General features: G+C 58.7%; 12 protein-coding genes. 6 read left to right on the top strand and 6 right to left on the bottom strand.

The features are described 5' to 3' along the window. Nucleotides 1-2: 2 nt before the first annotated feature. The 6 genes from gyrA to dnaA all read right to left on the bottom strand — a co-directional run bounded on the left by gyrA (nt 3) and on the right by dnaA (nt 10,014). Nucleotides 3-2,666: a DNA gyrase subunit A gene (gene gyrA / locus F8O05_RS02895; RefSeq protein WP_158051225.1), complete on the bottom strand. Its 2,664-nt coding sequence runs from the start codon at nt 2,664-2,666 to the stop codon at nt 3-5. 77 nt (nt 2,667-2,743) lie between these two features. Beyond that, a complete protein-coding gene (gyrB, locus tag F8O05_RS02890; RefSeq protein WP_158051224.1) occupies nt 2,744-4,825 on the bottom strand; it encodes a DNA topoisomerase (ATP-hydrolyzing) subunit B in 2,082 nt (693 codons plus the stop codon). Nucleotides 4,826-4,974: 149 nt separating this feature from the next. Next, nucleotides 4,975-5,475 (bottom strand): DUF721 domain-containing protein, encoded by a 501-nt coding sequence (locus F8O05_RS02885; RefSeq protein ID WP_158051223.1) that lies wholly within the window; start codon nt 5,473-5,475, stop codon nt 4,975-4,977. Further along, nucleotides 5,459-6,655, bottom strand: coding sequence for a DNA replication/repair protein RecF (recF, locus tag F8O05_RS02880; RefSeq protein WP_158051222.1), 1,197 nt, complete (start codon nt 6,653-6,655; stop codon nt 5,459-5,461). The genes F8O05_RS02885 and recF overlap by 17 nt, the downstream gene beginning before the upstream one ends. 3 nt (nt 6,656-6,658) lie before the next feature. Beyond that, nucleotides 6,659-7,801, bottom strand: coding sequence for a DNA polymerase III subunit beta (dnaN, locus tag F8O05_RS02875; protein ID WP_158051221.1), 1,143 nt, complete (start codon nt 7,799-7,801; stop codon nt 6,659-6,661). 698 nt (nt 7,802-8,499) lie between these two features. Beyond that, complete coding sequence (gene dnaA, locus F8O05_RS02870) at nt 8,500-10,014, bottom strand: chromosomal replication initiator protein DnaA (protein WP_158051220.1); 1,515 nt, start codon at nt 10,012-10,014, stop codon at nt 8,500-8,502. Between the two features lie 375 nt (nt 10,015-10,389). On the opposite strand from dnaA, the gene rpmH reads away from it, so the two are divergent. The 6 genes from rpmH to rsmG are packed head-to-tail and all read left to right on the top strand — an operon-like array spanning nt 10,390 to nt 13,601. Next, complete coding sequence (gene rpmH, locus F8O05_RS02865; RefSeq protein WP_158051219.1) at nt 10,390-10,527, top strand: 50S ribosomal protein L34; 138 nt, start codon at nt 10,390-10,392, stop codon at nt 10,525-10,527. 5 nt (nt 10,528-10,532) lie between these two features. Next, on the top strand, nt 10,533-10,925 hold the full coding sequence (gene rnpA, locus F8O05_RS02860) for a ribonuclease P protein component (protein WP_192497001.1): 393 nt from the start codon (nt 10,533-10,535) through the stop codon (nt 10,923-10,925). 1 nt (nt 10,926) lies between these two features. After that, entirely contained in the window at nt 10,927-11,241 is a 315-nt protein-coding gene (gene yidD / locus F8O05_RS02855) for a membrane protein insertion efficiency factor YidD (RefSeq protein ID WP_158051217.1), read from the top strand. A gap of 9 nt (nt 11,242-11,250) precedes the next feature. After that, on the top strand, nt 11,251-12,222 hold the full coding sequence (gene yidC, locus F8O05_RS02850; protein WP_158051216.1) for a membrane protein insertase YidC: 972 nt from the start codon (nt 11,251-11,253) through the stop codon (nt 12,220-12,222). A gap of 57 nt (nt 12,223-12,279) precedes the next feature. Further along, nucleotides 12,280-12,900, top strand: a complete 621-nt coding sequence (locus tag F8O05_RS02845; protein ID WP_158051215.1) for a Jag family protein — start codon at nt 12,280-12,282, stop codon at nt 12,898-12,900. 20 nt (nt 12,901-12,920) lie between these two features. Continuing rightward, a complete protein-coding gene (gene rsmG, locus F8O05_RS02840; protein WP_158051214.1) occupies nt 12,921-13,601 on the top strand; it encodes a 16S rRNA (guanine(527)-N(7))-methyltransferase RsmG in 681 nt (226 codons plus the stop codon). The last annotated feature ends 1,787 nt before the right edge of the window (nt 13,602-15,388 follow it).

Raw genomic sequence — 15,388 nt, 5'->3', positions numbered from 1 at the left:
TCCTACTCGTCGGCCTCTGAAGCGGCATCATTTTCGGCTTCGCTCTCGGCATGTCCCGATGCAGTTGCATCTTCAGTCGTAGCCTCGGCAGCCGTCTCGGTGGATGCATCCACCACGTCAGTTGCGGGAGCCTCGGCACCCGAATCTTCCGCATTTTCGTCCTGCGCATCCGCCTCATCGTCGCCGAGATCGCGCTCGGTGTTGCGGGCCACGCCCACGACCGAATCCTTCTTGTCCATACGTGCGAACACCACACCCATGGTGTCGCGGCCCTTCGCGGGGACCTCTGCGACGTCAGAGCGGGCGACCTTGCCGGAGTTCAAGATCACCAGCACCTCGTCGCTCTCGTGAACCAACAGTGCCCCGGCGATCTCGCCGCGGTCTTCCGACTGCTTCATCACCTTGATACCGAGGCCACCGCGGCCCTGGATGCGGTAGTCACCTACCGAGGTTCGCTTGGCATAGCCTGCCTCGGTGACGGTGAAGACGTAGAGGTTCTCATCGGTACCGACCGCCGCGTTGATGAGGTAGTCACCGTCGCGGAAGCTCATGCCCTTCACGCCCGAGGTGTCGCGGCCCATGGGGCGCAGCTGCTCGTTGTCGGCTTCGAAGTGCAGCGACTGACCGGCGTGCGAGAACAGGAAGATGTGGTCGCCATCCTTGATCGCCATTGCCGAGACGAGCTCATCGCCCTCGCGCAGTTTGATCGCGATCACGCCCGCCTGGCGGTTCGTGTCATAGAGCTTCAGTGCGGTCTTCTTCACAAGGCCATTGCGGGTGGCGAGCACGAGGTAGTCGTGCTCCTCGTAGTTCTCGAGGTCGAGGATCTGCGCGACCTCTTCACCCGGTTGCAGCGGGATCAGGTTCGCAATGTGCTGACCCTTCGAATCCCGGCTCGCTTCCACCAGTTCGTAGCACTTCGCGCGGTACACGCGGCCGAAGTTCGTGAAGAACAGCAGCCAGTGGTGCGTGGTCGTGACGAAGAAGTGCTCAACGATGTCATCAGCCTTCAGCGTCGCGCCGCGCACACCCTTGCTGCCGCGGTGCGAGGAGCGGTACTGGTCACTACGGGTGCGCTTGATGTAGCCCGCGCGGGTCACCGTGACGACCTGCTCTTCGACCGGGATGAGCTCTTCATCGCTCACGCCACCTTCGAAGCCGTAGAGGATCTCAGTGCGGCGGTCGTCGCCGAAGCGGCGCACGATCTCGCTGAGCTCTTCCGAGATGATTTCGCGCTGCTGCTCGGGGGAGGCGAGGATGCCCTTGTACTCGAGGATGAGCGCCTCGAGTCGATCCGCCTCGTCAGTGATCTTCTGGCGTTCGAGGGCAGCCAGGCGACGCAGCTGCAGGTTGAGGATCGCCGAAGCTTGAATCTCGTCAACATCGAGCAGTTCCATCAAGCCCGTGCGCGCGATCTCAACCGTCTGCGAAGCCCGGATGAGCGCAATTACCTCGTCCAGCGCATCCAAGGCCTTGAGGTAACCACGCAGGATGTGGACCTCTTCTTCGGCCTTCCGCAGCCGGTACTGGGTGCGGCGCACGATGACCTCGACCTGGTGGTCGAGCCAGTGCGTGATGAATCCGTCAAGCGTGAGAGTCCTCGGGGCACCGTCCACGATCGCGAGCATGTTCGCGCCGAAAGTGTCCTGCAGCTGGGTGTGCTTGTAGAGGTTGTTGAGCACGACCTTCGCGACGGCGTCGCGCTTCAGGATGATCACCAGGCGCTGACCGGTGTGACCGCTGGTTTCATCGCGAATATCGGCGATGCCGTTGATCTTGCCGTCGCGGACCATCTGCACGATACGGTCGGCGAGGTTATCGGGGTTCACCTGGTATGGCAGCTCGGTGACGACTAGGCAGGTGCGACCACCGATTTCTTCGACGTTCACCACGGCGCGCATCGTGATCGAGCCGCGGCCCGTGCGATACGCCTCCTGGATTCCCTTGGTGCCGAGAATCTGCGCACCGGTGGGGAAATCGGGGCCGGGGATGCGCTCAATCAGCGCGTCGAGGAGCTCCTCGCGGGATGCATCCGGGTGCTCAAGCGCCCAAAGGGCACCGTCGGCGACCTCCCGCAGGTTGTGCGGGGGAATCTTGGTCGCCATACCAACCGCGATACCCTCCGAACCGTTCACGAGCAGGTTCGGGTAGCGCGCCGGGAGGACGGTCGGCTCCTGGGTCTGACCGTCGTAGTTGTCCATGAAATCGACGGTGTCTTCTTCAATGTCGCGCACCATCTCGAGGGCGAGCGGCGCCATTTTCGTCTCGGTGTATCGGGGAGCTGCGGCGCCGTCGTTACCGGCCGAACCGAAATTTCCCTGCCCGAGGGCGAGCGGATAGCGCATCGACCAGGGCTGCACAAGACGCACGAGGGTGTCGTAGATCGCCGAGTCACCGTGCGGGTGATACTGACCCATCACATCCCCGACCACACGCGCGCACTTCGAGAAGGACTTGTCGGGGCGGTAGCCGCCGTCGTACATGCCGTAAATCACGCGGCGGTGCACGGGCTTCAAGCCGTCGCGCACCTCGGGTAGCGCGCGTCCCACGATCACGCTCATCGCGTAGTCGAGATAGGAGCGCTGCATCTCGAGCTGCAGGTCAACCTGCTCGACCCGGTCGTTTACCGGCGCATTGTCGTTGGTGAGATCGGTCTCATCAGCCATGTGTATTCAGCCTTGTTGTGTCGGGTTCAAAAAGTGTGTGGATGCGCGGCCAGCAGGGCCGTGCAGGCTCGTCGCTGTTAGATGTCGAGGAAGCGCACGTCGTGTGCGTTTTGCTGGATGAACGCGCGGCGCGATTCGACGTCCTCACCCATGAGCGTGGAGAAGACCTCGTCGGCGGCTTCCGCATCCGACATCGTGACCTGGCGGAGGGTGCGCGTCTCGGGGTTCATCGTGGTGTCCCACAGCTCCGAGTAGTTCATTTCGCCCAGACCCTTGTAACGCTGAATCGCGTTGTCCTTCGGCAGGCGACGACCGGCCGCTCGACCGCGTTCGATCAGCGCATCCCGCTCTTCATCGGAGTAGGCATATTCGTGTGCCGCGTTCGTCCACTTGAGGCGATACAGCGGCGGCATGGCGAGGTAGACGTAGCCGACCTCGATCAGCGGCCGCATGAAGCGGAAGAGCACCGTGAGCAGCAGCGTCGTGATGTGCTGGCCGTCGACGTCAGCATCCGCCATCAGAATCACCTTGTGATAGCGGGCCTTTTCGGCGTCAAAGTCGTCACCAATGCCGGTACCGAACGCGGTGATCATCGACTGAATTTCAAGGTTCTGCAGCGCCCGGTCAATCCGCGCCTTCTCAACGTTCAGCACCTTGCCGCGCAGCGGCAGAATCGCCTGCGTGCGCGGGTTACGGCCCTGCACCGCCGAACCACCGGCCGAGTCACCCTCCACGAGGAAGATCTCCGACTCATCCGGGTTCCGCGAGGAGCAGTCACGAAGCTTGCCGGGCATTCCGCTCGACTCGAGCAGGCCCTTGCGGCGGGTCTGTTCGCGGGCACGTCGCGCCGCGATGCGGGCGGCGGATGCTTGGCTCGCCTTGCGAATCACCTCGCGTGCCTGAGTCGGGTTGCGGTCCAACCAGTCGTTGAGCGCCGCGGTCATTACCCGCTGCACATAGGACTTCGCCTCGGTGTTGCCGAGTTTGGTCTTGGTCTGCCCCTCGAACTGCGGCTCACCGAGCTTCACCGAGATGATCGCGGCGAGACCCTCGCGGACGTCTTCACCGGAGAGGTTCTCGTCCTTGTCCTTGAGGAGGTTCTTCTCGCGGGCATAGCGGTTGATTACCGAGGTCAGCGCCGAACGGAACCCTTCGAGGTGGGTGCCGCCCTCCTTGGTGTTGATCGTGTTTGCGAAGGAGTGCACGGCCTCGTTGTACGACTCGGTCCACTGCATCGCGACTTCGAGGGAAATCTTTGCGACGGTGTCCTCTTCGATGATCTCGATGACCTCGTCGTGGACGACCTCGACCTTTTTGCGCTTAACGAGGTGCTCAACGTAGTCAACAAGCCCTCGATCGTATTTGAAGACCTGCTTGCGCGGCTCCCAAGCCTCCTCGACCTCGGCGCCGTCCTCTGCATCCACCGCCTCGCCCTGCTCGGTCTCGAGGACTTCGCTGACCGTCGTCAGGCTGGCCTTGAGGTCATGCGGGTTGCGCTCATCAATGAGCGTGATGCGAAGGCCCCGGTTGAGGAACGCCATCTGCTGGAAGCGCGCCCGCAGCGTCTCATAGTCGAATTCGATGGTCTCGAAGATGTCGCCGTTGGGGTAGAACGTGATGTTCGTACCGGTGTCAGTGACTTCCTCGCCCTTCTCGATTTGATGCTGGGGGACACCGTCGGCAAATTCGAGCTTCCACTCGTACCCGTCACGGTGCACCTGGGCGACGAACTTGTGCGAGAGCGCGTTCACCACGGAAGAACCCACACCGTGGAGACCACCCGAGACTGCGTAACCGCCACCGCCGAACTTACCGCCGGCGTGGAGCTTCGTGAGCACTACCTCGAGTGTGGAAATGCCCTCAATTGGGTGCATTTCCACGGGAATACCACGACCGTTGTCGAGCACATTCGCGCCACCGTCAGCCTGCAGGGTCACGACAATGTCGTCGCAGTAGCCAGCGAGGGATTCGTCAACCGAGTTGTCGACGATTTCGTAGACGAGGTGGTGGAGGCCGTCCGGTCCCGTCGAACCGATGTACATACCGGGCCGCTTACGAACCGCTTCCAGTCCCTCGAGTACTTGGATCTCGCTGGCGCCGTAGGTGTTTTCAACCTTGTGGCTACCGGGAACCTGGTGATTCGCTTCGGTCTCACTCATCGATTCGGACTCCTTGACGGTTCATGAAAAGTAAACAGCCCAGGACAAGCCCGAGGCTGACGTTCCATCTTACCAAGGATGCCGTTATTTAGCCTTAGAAGGCCCGCTAACCGATTTTGACCCCATCTCTGTGGGTTGGTACGTGATCCCTACCCGTACGTGTCTCGAGGCCCGCGGCCGGGGATCGATCTCGGTCCGCGTTTCCACGACGGTGCGCCGGGGTTCAGGAACTGAATTTCATCAATTCCGGCTTCCGGCATTTGCTCGTGGATGCGCCCAATGATTGTTGAGCGGATGCTCCGCAGCTGCGTGGCCCAGGCCGTGGAATCACACTGCACCACGAGCTTGCCCTCTTCGACATAGAGCGGTTGCGCATGCTGCGCGGTCTGGTGGCCGGCAAGTTCTGCCCATTCATTGATGACCTTGGCCTGCTCGAGCTGGCCCTGCCAGTTGTACTCACGGAAGAGGCCCTGCAGCAGGTCTGACATTCCGATCGGATCCCGATGCGGCCCGAACGCGAACTGCTCTTCCGCGGTGGCTTCTTGTTTCTTCCGCTGGCGCTCTTTGCGGCGATGAAAGGAGGTGGTTTGGCCCCCAAAGACCGCTTTGAAGCGGTGCCAGACTTCGGATGCTTCACTCGGCTGATTCATCCGCGTCACATTCCTCTTGGGTCCCGAGGATCCGGCCGGCGGAAATCCGAATTGTCCGGGTCCAGAGTTCCTTGGGGAGATCGGCAAGCACCGCGCAGGTGATGAGCACCTGCTCGTAGCTTTCCACCGCAGCTGCGAGTCGGCTGCGCCGCTCGCCGTCGAGCTCGGCAAACACGTCATCGAGGATCAACACCGGATCACCGGTGCGAGATTCTTCCCGCACGAGCTGTGCTGCCGCGAGCTTCAGCGACAGCGCGAAGGACCAAGATTCCCCCTGGCTAGCGGTGATTCGGGCGGGGAGATCATTGAGCCAGAAGGTGACATCGTCGCGGTGCGGACCGACCAGGGTGGTGCCGCGCTCAAACTCCCGACTGCGCGCATCCGCCAACCGCTGGGCGAACTGCTGCCGGATCTCATCCACGGTGAGTTCCGTGTCAATCTCACCCCCGGCACCGTCTTCGTCCATGAGATTCTTCGCATCCGCCAGCGCCGAAACCCGCATGGTCATGCCCGCACCGTGATCGGCCGCAACGAGCGCCCGATAGCTTTGGGCCAGGTGCGGTCGCAGCCGCGTGACCAGCGCCAGCCGTGCGGCAATGATCTCGGTACCGAGTGAAATGAGCTGGTCATTCCACACTTCGAGGGTGCCGAGCATGGCGTCCGAAACCTTGCGGGCCTTCGCCGAACGCAGCAGGGAATTGCGCTGTTTGAGCACCCGCTCGTAGTTCGTGATGACCTCGGCCAGCCGGGGTGCGTGCGTGGCGAGAAGCGAATCGATGAAAGCTCTGCGCTGGGCGGGTTCGCCACGGACGAGTGCCAAGTCTTCCGGCGCAAACACCACGGTGTTGAAATACCGCGGCAGTTCCCGAGCTCTGACCGGATGCCCGCTCACGCGAGCCCGATTGGAACCCGATTTTGCGATCTCGACGTCAATGCTCAGTGTTCGCGGTCCGTGGGCGAGCTCGGCGCGGACCACGGCTGAGTCTTCGCCGAATTTCACCAGTGCGGAGTCACTCGATACCCGGTGCGAGCGAAGGGTCGACAGATAGGCGATCGCTTCGATGAGGTTGGTTTTGCCCTGTCCGTTGACACCCTCGAAAATCCTCACACCGGGTGCGAGGTCGAGATCCGCGGATGCGTAATTGCGAAAATTTTGCAGGGTGAGGTGAGTGACGTGCACCGCTTATCGCATGAGCAGGTTCGGCTGCAGCAGGTAGCGGAACGTGTCGTTCTCGGCGGGTTCGTCGAGCGAGGTTTGACCGCTGAGCAGTACCGGTCCGGGCTTATTCGGGTTGTCGGTGGCGGTGAATGCGATCTTCACGAAGGCAGAGTGGATAGCGCCAACGCCATCGAGCAGGAACTGCGGTTTCAGGGACACCACGATGTCATTACCCTGCAGGTTTGCGCCGATTTCCTCGGAACCCGCTGCCTGTTCGGCACCGTGCGCCTGCAGGTTGAGTCCCTCCTCGGTGAAGGAAAAGCGCAGCGCCTGTTCCCGCTCGAGCACAAGCTGCATACGGCGGACCGCGTCGACAACTTCGCTGCCCTGGATCACGGCGTAGTGCGGGGTCTCTTTCGGGAAGAGGCGCGATACAGCGGGGAAGTTGCCCTTGATCAGCAGCGAAGTGACCGTGCGACCTTCGGCGGTAAAGCCAATGAGCTGTCGTTCGCCCTCGGCAACGAGCGTGATCACCACCTCATTGGCGTGTGCGAATGACTTTCCGACTTCGCTGAGGGTACGGGCGGGAACGAGCGCCTGATCGCCCTCGTTGAAATTGCTCTGCCAACTGATGTTGCGAACCGCGACGCGGTAGCGGTCGGTGGCGACCAAGCCAAGCTCATTCGGGGAGAGAGTGAGATTTACACCGGTGATGACCGGCGCCACGTCCTCTTTCGAAGCAGCGAGGGAGACCTGACCGATTGCTTCGGAGAAATCCTCACCGGAAACAACTCCGGTAGTACCTTCCACGACCGGCAACGTGGGGAATTCTTCGATGGGCATTGTTGGCAGCGAGAAATTCGCTCGACCGCAGGTGATTGCAACACCCTGGTCGGTGCGCTCAACCGTGACCGGAGCATCCGGCAGGCGGTTGGCGATATCGGCCAAGAGTCGACCCTGTACCAAGACGGCACCCGGTTCTTCGATTTGAGCGTCGATCGCGGTGCGACTGGAGACTTCGTAGTCGAAGGAAGAAAGCGATAGACCCTCATCCGTGGCTTCGAGTACGACACCACTCAGAATCGGCAGGGTTGGTCGTTGCGGCAAAAGCTTGACGACAAATGACACTGCGTCGCTGAATACGTCGCGGTTGACCTCGAACTTCACGGTGCGTCCTCTCGATGTAGTCGGAGCACCCATGCTAGCCGCATCTGTGACTGTTGTTCCCCAGCTTTCGCAATCACTGGCCGCGGATGCGTAGTGAGGCTTCGTTCTACAGATCCTGTTCTTGTCTCTGGCTGCGTGCGTGATTTTCGTTGTGTTTCCCACTGTGTTCGAAGTGTTCGAGTGATGTCGAACAGAGTATCGATATTGGGTAGTCAAGTAGGTGTTGACGCACTCGACGGGCAAAATTTGCACGAAACCGGGTCAATGTCACGAGCGGGCCCTTAAAGAGTAGATAGATCGCAACCGCACTATTAACAGCTGTGGATAATGTGGATAACTCTGTGGAAGCTTGTCGGGAGTAGGGAACTACATCAGTGTGAGTTGTGGTTTACAGGTGAATGGAAAGTGACAAAAAGTTCCGCTGATGTGAATGGAAACTGAGTTCTCCACAGCCATGTCCGGGTTCTCCACAGAATTTGGGCCCATTTGAGGGCAGTTATCCACAGATTGTGGAATTTGCGTCGAGTTCCGTTGTCCACCGTCTATCCACGGGGTTCTGCACATAGTTATCCACCGAGCCTGTGGATAACTCATTGAATCTGTGGATTAAGGGACCGAGGCATTAAAGGTGCTCGTCGTCGTGCGCACCCTCGATAAATGACCCCTATATATAAGGGGGAAGATTCGAGCGAACCCGCCTAGTTACGGCTGTTCTGCCGGATGCGCGAGGTGAGCTCGGTGACCTGGTTATAGACGGAGCGGTCTTCGGTGATGAGCTTCGTGATCTTGCGGTGTGCGTACATCACCGTGGTGTGGTCTCGGCCACCGAAGAGCTGACCAATTTTCGGGAGCGAGAGGTTCGTCATTTCGCGGCAGAGATACATCGCGACCTGGCGGCTGGTCGCGATGGCCTGTGACCGGCTGGAGCCGTAGAGGTCTTCCACGGTGAGGTGGAAATAGTCTGCGGTCTCGCGAATGATTTCCTGCGGCGCGATGATGTTCGGCTCATCGTCGGTGATGAGGTCCTTGAGCACCACACTCACTAGGTTGAGGTCGATGGCCTGCTGATTGAGGTTGGCATACGCCGTAACGCGGATGAGCGTGCCTTCGAGTTCTCGAATCGAACCGTTCACGTGCGCCGCGATGAACTCGATCGCATCCTTCGGAAGCGAAATATCGTCTGCCTCGGCCTTCTTTCGCAGAATCGCGATTCGGGTTTCGAGGTCAGGAGCCAAGACATCGGTGATCAGACCCCACTCAAAGCGGGAACGCATCCGATTCTCAAAGCCGGTGAGCTGCTTGGGTGGCACATCCGAGGTGATGACGACCTGCTTATTGTGCTCGTGCAGCGTATTAAAGGTGTGGAAGAAGGCCTCCATCGTGGAGTCCTTGCCCTGCAGGAACTGGATGTCGTCAATCATCAGGATGTCGTTATTGCGGTACCGCGCGTGGAACTCTTGCGCGCGGTTGTCAGCAATCGAGTTGATGAAGTCGTTCGTGAACTCTTCACTCGAGACATAGCGGACCTGGATGCCCGGATAGATGTTTTCCGCGTAGTTGCCGATCGCGTGCAACAGGTGGGTCTTGCCGAGCCCGGAGTCTCCGTAGATAAACAGCGGGTTATAGCTTCTTGCCGGTGCTTCGGCGACGGCGACGGCGGCCGCGTGGGCGAAACGGTTGGATGCACCTATGATGAAGTTCTCAAAGTTGTAGCGACGATTGATCCGCGAGTCATGCTCCGGCATCGGTGCCGGCGGCTCAGCGTGGTACGGAGCCTGTTGAAAAGCGTTCGTCGCCTGTAGGGCATTCGATGCCGCTGCCGCCTGTGAATAACCGGTGGATAACGGCTCGTGAGCGACTTCGGTCTGAGCCATGGAAGCCTGTTCCAGGGCACTGGGATAGTCGGGCTCGACCTCATATTCGCGCTCATCGACACGCTGTCGAGGCTGAATATCGGGATTCACGACCACCGCGAAATTGGCCACGCCAGATTCTGGACCGAGGTTCGTGATCGCTTCAAACAGCGGCTCGCGGCCACGCTGTTCGATCATCGTCCGGGTCATGTCGTTCGGCACTTCGAGATAAATAGTGCCGCTCATCACGCCTTTTGGTTCGACGAGCGAGAAGAACCCACGCATCGAAGGCGGTACCGATTCGTTTGACCTGAGGGTGTTGAGCAGTGCTGACCAGATGACTGAAACGTCTTCGGTCATGTGGCTGCTCCTCGGTCGTGGTGGTCGGTGTAGTTCAGTTGCGCACCGAACGTTAGGCGTGTCGGGCTTGATCTTGCCGCGAGCCAGGCGCTGTCGGCAAGTTATTCACAGTCTCTGTGGATAACTGTGGAATCTGTGAATAATAGTAGCGGTAGACCGACCAGCATAAGACCACTCGGTTGGGTTAACACAATCGATTTTGGCACTCTCGGCGAGTCGTCGGAGGGAAAAGCTGCCCGAGTGGTAGAGCGCGCCCAGATTCAAGTTTTACTTGACCTGCAAGTTGCCCGACATGTAGTCTATTGCGGTTGAGCCCGCCTTCTGGGCGATTAGTCGTTTCCCCGTTGACGGGGCTACAAATCCCGGAGTCAATTTATGTCTAAGCGTACTTTCCAGCCGAACAACCGCCGTCGCTCGAAGAAGCACGGCTTCCGCCTTCGCATGCGCACCCGCGCAGGCCGCGCCATCCTCGCATCGCGCCGCGCAAAGGGCCGCAAGGTTCTCTCGGCGTAATTTCGTTGCTAGCCCACCCGAACCGGGTCACTCGAGGCGATGATTACCGTCGCATTTCTCGGAGGGGCCATCGGGTTGGTGCACGCGGCCTCGTCGTACTCGCCGAGCTGCACGTCGACGCAACCGCACCCACTCGATTCGGATTCATCATTACGAAGCGGGTGGGTGTTGCTGTTGTCCGCAACCGTCTGCGCCGTCGGCTCAAGGCCATTTCGCGTGAGTTGTTGATCCTCGTCCCAACCGGGGCATCGTTCATCATCCGCGTGTTTCCGGAAGTTGCCGACCTTACTTATGCCGAGTTACGCGCTCGCGTGCGCGGAGCCGTGCTGAACGCATCCGAACAGATCGGTGTCAAGGCGATACCGGAGCAGTGCTCTTGTGCTGACGTGATCGACTGAGATGCTCAAGCTGCTGCACAACCTCGTGCTCATTCCTCGGAATATTGGGGTGGCGCTCCTTCTGGTCTATCGGAAGGTCATATCTCCCATTTATGGTGATGTTTGCCGGTACTACCCGACGTGTTCCGCGTATGGTTTAGAAGCAGTGCAGGTATACGGTCTGCTTCGAGGCAGCTGGATGGCCCTGCGGCGGATCCTTCGTTGTCACCCCTGGGCGAAACCCGATTTCGACGAGGTACCGGAACAGAAACGCGAGTTCTCGATAAGCACCACCGCATCCGGATTCGTAGTATCAACCCTCCAACCGAAAGACTGATCCCTCCCAATGGACTTTCTCGACACAATCCTCTGGCCACTTCGCTGGGTCATTGAAGTCATTCTCGTGGGTGGCCATTGGCTTCTCACCGAAGTGGGACTGGGCAATCTCGATGGTTGGACCTGGATCCTCTCGATCCTCTTGCTGGTGTTGATCGTTCGGTCGGCGATGATTCCGTTGACGGTTCGGCAGGTGAAATCGATGCGCGGCATGATGGAGCTGCAGCCCGAGCTCAAGCGCATCCAAGACAAGTACAAGGGCAAACGCGATCAGTTCTCGCAGCAGGCGATGCAACAAGAAACGATGGCGCTGTACAAGGAGCACGGCTCGAGCCCGCTCTCCGGCTGCTGGCCGATGCTGATCCAGATGCCGATCTTCTTCGCGCTCTTCCGCGTGCTCAACACCGCGAACAACAATGAGGCCGGCGTTGGCCTCATGAACTTGGAGCTCGCGCACTCCTTCTCGAATTCCACCATCTTCGGCGCTCCGCTGAGCGCGACGCTCGTCAATAACGACGGCAATACCGCGGTCATCGTGGTCGCGATCATCATCATCATTCTGATGGTGGCAACGCAGTTCTTCACGCAGTTCCAGATCACGGCGCAGAACATTTCCCCCACGGCGAAGGAATCGCCGATGTTCAAACAGCAGCAGATGATGATGTACCTGCTGCCGTTGGTAATGGCGGTTTCGGGCCTGATGTTCCCGATCGGTGTCATGAGCTACTGGGCGTTGTCGAACCTGTGGACCATGGGACAGCAGTACGTGACGATCCGCAATATGCCGACTCCAGGTTCGGATGCTGCTAAGAAGCGTGAGGAGCGTCTGCGTCGCCAGGGCAAGTGGGAGACTTCGCCCGACAACCCGGCAAACCAGAAGAAGAAGGGTGCTCCGGTCGAGGAGATCGAGCAGAAGCCGCAGGGTCAGCGCGAACAACCGATTTCGAAGCAGCGCGCCAAGAAGAAGAAAAAGAAGAAGTAGTTTTGTTGTTGGGGCAGGTTTGACCTGCCTCGAGTCCACCCGCCGAAAGGGAAGCAAATGACGAGCGGTATCAGGGAAGACGAGCGCCACGAGGACGCCCTCGACCACGACAAGGTCATTGAGGATGCGCAGGAGACCGAGTCGGATTCCGTCGAGGAGAATGACGCGGACCTCGTTGGCGACGCCGACTTTGACGACGCCGCGGGCGATGACTCCGACGATGAAGATCGCGACGAAGGCGACATCGCCGCGGACTACATCGAGGAATTGCTCGATATCGCGGATGTGGATGGTGACCTCGAAATCGACGTCACCGCTGGCCGCACCTATGTCTCGGTGACTGCAGAGGGTGAATCTAACCTTTCGAAGTTGTCCTCGGGTCCGGTGGTGGATGCACTGCAGCAGTTGACTCGTTTGGCCGTACAGGCGGAGACGGGCGAGTTCTCGCGCCTGATTCTGGATGTGGGTGGCTCGCGCGAGGCGCGTAAGCAGGAACTCGAGGCACTCGTCGGCCGTGCGATCGAACGGATCGAAGAGGGTGCGGCCACCGCTGCTCTGCCACCGATGTCCTCCTATGAGCGCAAGATCGTCCACGACATCGCTGCAGACCGTGGTTACCACTCCGAGAGCGAGGGTGAGGGTCGCGACCGTCACACCGTCCTTCGGGTGCGTGACTAGTCGGCGCTGGAGGGATCAGGATGAGTGACCCGGCGGTGATTCCGGAGCCAATTACTGAGCTGGAGATTGAAGGCGAGCGAGTTGAGGTTGAACCTCGTCCTGCCGTTGCCGAAGAGATCTTCGGAGACCGGGTTGGCATCGCCCAGGCCTATGCGAATGCCCTGGCCCGCGACGGAGAATTGCTGGGCCTGTTGGGGCCGCTAGAGTATCCGCGACTTTGGACCCGGCACGTTATTAACTCGGCACTGATTGCGCCATTGCTGCACGGTGAAGTGGGCGATGTGGGTTCCGGAGCAGGGCTGCCTGGTATTCCTCTCGCTATTGCTCGTCCGGATGTGAAGTTCACGCTCATTGAGCCGATGGAGCGTCGCCACAATTGGCTGGTGCAGCAGATTAAGGAACTCGGTCTTGATAATGTGACCGCTGTTCGTGGTCGCGCCGAAGAGGTTGCTGAGTCCGTTGCCTTCGATCAGGTGACCGCCCGTGCAGTGGCTGCACTGTCGAAGCTGCTTCCGTGGACGGTGCCGTTGGTGAAGTACGGCGGCGAGGTTGTACTGCTGAAGGGTCGTTCTGCGGAAGCAGAAATCACTAAGGCAGCGAAAGTCATTCGTCGCTACAAGCTCGAAGATATTCGAGTGGAAGAAGTAGGTGAGGGTCTCGATACAGAACCCACACGAGTCGTACGAGCCACTGTTGAGTAGTATCTAATCTTAGAAAGCCTGATCCGCAGAATTCGCTGCTGATCAGGCTTTTCTGTTCTCATGACGCTTCCACAGAGTGAGTAATAGTGCTCTGACCTGGGCTTTCTTTGATTGGTAGTTGCTTGAATGAAGGATAAGCAACTATACCTTTGGGGTTCACGATTGCAGTTTTAGTGGACCTCAGCTCCAGTCAGTAGTTTGCTGCTCTCAAGGACGCCCAGTAATCCTGGAAATATTTCGTGCGACTTCCTTCGATTCTCCCTAGGTCTGGGCTGGATGTGGATGCCGGTGTCGGTATGCATGTTTCACGTGAAACGGTGATTGGTTTTGCCAGACGATTGACAGTCCGCGTACTTGGCAATGGCCTGGCGTTGATGACCAACGTGGGAGTCCTTTCGTAGTGCTGATTGTCGGGTCCTTTAGACGCGCTTCTCCCAGAAGGAGGGAAGCGTGGGTCTATTCGTTTCAGATTGATGGGCGGTAGTTACTCGACTCAGTTGAGTGCAAAGGGAGAAAACTCAGTGAAGGCCGGTACTTGGTGGTGCCGCTCACGTGTGCGAATGTCGCTCAAGCAACGTACGCTGTCTGGGATTCCATTCTTGCTGGGTTTCGACTCCGCGTGGACTAGAAATACTGTCTTCGGTTCTGGCATGGCGCCATGCTTTCGATAGGCGCGTAGAAGTGTGAACCTCGGTACGTGAAGGATGTGAAGGCAAAGGCCCGTGGGTTTGCCGCTTCACGTGGAACGGGTGGGGTATACGGTGATGAACTTTCCCGGTTCGAAGCGAGAGTCGCGGCACGACCTGTGTTGGCCAGCTCCAAGGTGCGCGATCGCTCCCAACCTGCCAGGAATATGTCACGCTGTGCAATTTGTACTTCCTCAAGAGTTGCCTGGTGCAGGGTGCGGGGTGCCCGTTGCCTTCTCCGGGCGTTGGTTGTTGTCCTCATCGAGACAATTCAGCTGCCCCATACTGGTTCAAGTGGCGTTTCAGATTGGTAGACAGATTGCTCAGCTCAGCTGTGGCGCAACTTTGGCAGAATTTGAAAGTAGCGTTTCACGTGAAACTACTCACCGACTGATTGCCAGCAGGAGATCAACATGGTCCGAATCAGCAAGGTAAGAAGAGTTTGTCTTGCTGTTTCACGTCAAACACGAGCGAAGCAGTGACTTCAGAACTACGCGGTTGGTTCCCGCAGAACCTGATGATGTGTCAAAGCTTGGAACCGATACGTTTCACGTGAAACGTGAGAACGTGAAGCAGCAAAGCGCCCATGTAGACAGCGATAGACATGTCTCCATGGATATCCGAAGACGTGGTGTAATCCAAAGGGGATTCGCTCTTCTTCGGTGAATGCGGTGCGTCGCCTTGTTGATTGGCAATGCTCCATAACTATCTCCAAACAACTACGTTGGCCATCGAACGTTCAGAGTGCACAAGACAAGAGCATCTAGCTGCGGTTCTTGTTCCCATGAAACTGTTGGGTATGGCTAGGAACTCACATCGCGTCCTGGGATTCGTATTAGTTCCAGACAACGCGGTTCTGTCAAGTTGAGGGACATTGCATAAACCTCGTGGTCACCCGATGACGTCGTTATGTGTCCGATCTTTCAGCTCATGCTGCGTATCAGGCTAGTGGGGTTGTTTCACGTGAAACGGTATGAGCGTGGTGAAGCGAGTTCGACATAGAGCGAAGAGTCTCTCTATTGATGACAAGAACTGACTCAAAAACTGACGACGAAGAATGTTACCGGTCGTATTCCATGCACTCGATGTTGATGATTCACC

This window comes from Gulosibacter chungangensis, assembly GCF_008831155.1.
Classification (GTDB): Bacteria; Actinomycetota; Actinomycetes; order Actinomycetales; family Microbacteriaceae; genus Gulosibacter; species Gulosibacter chungangensis.
This window is presented reverse-complemented; position numbering and strand designations above follow the sequence as displayed.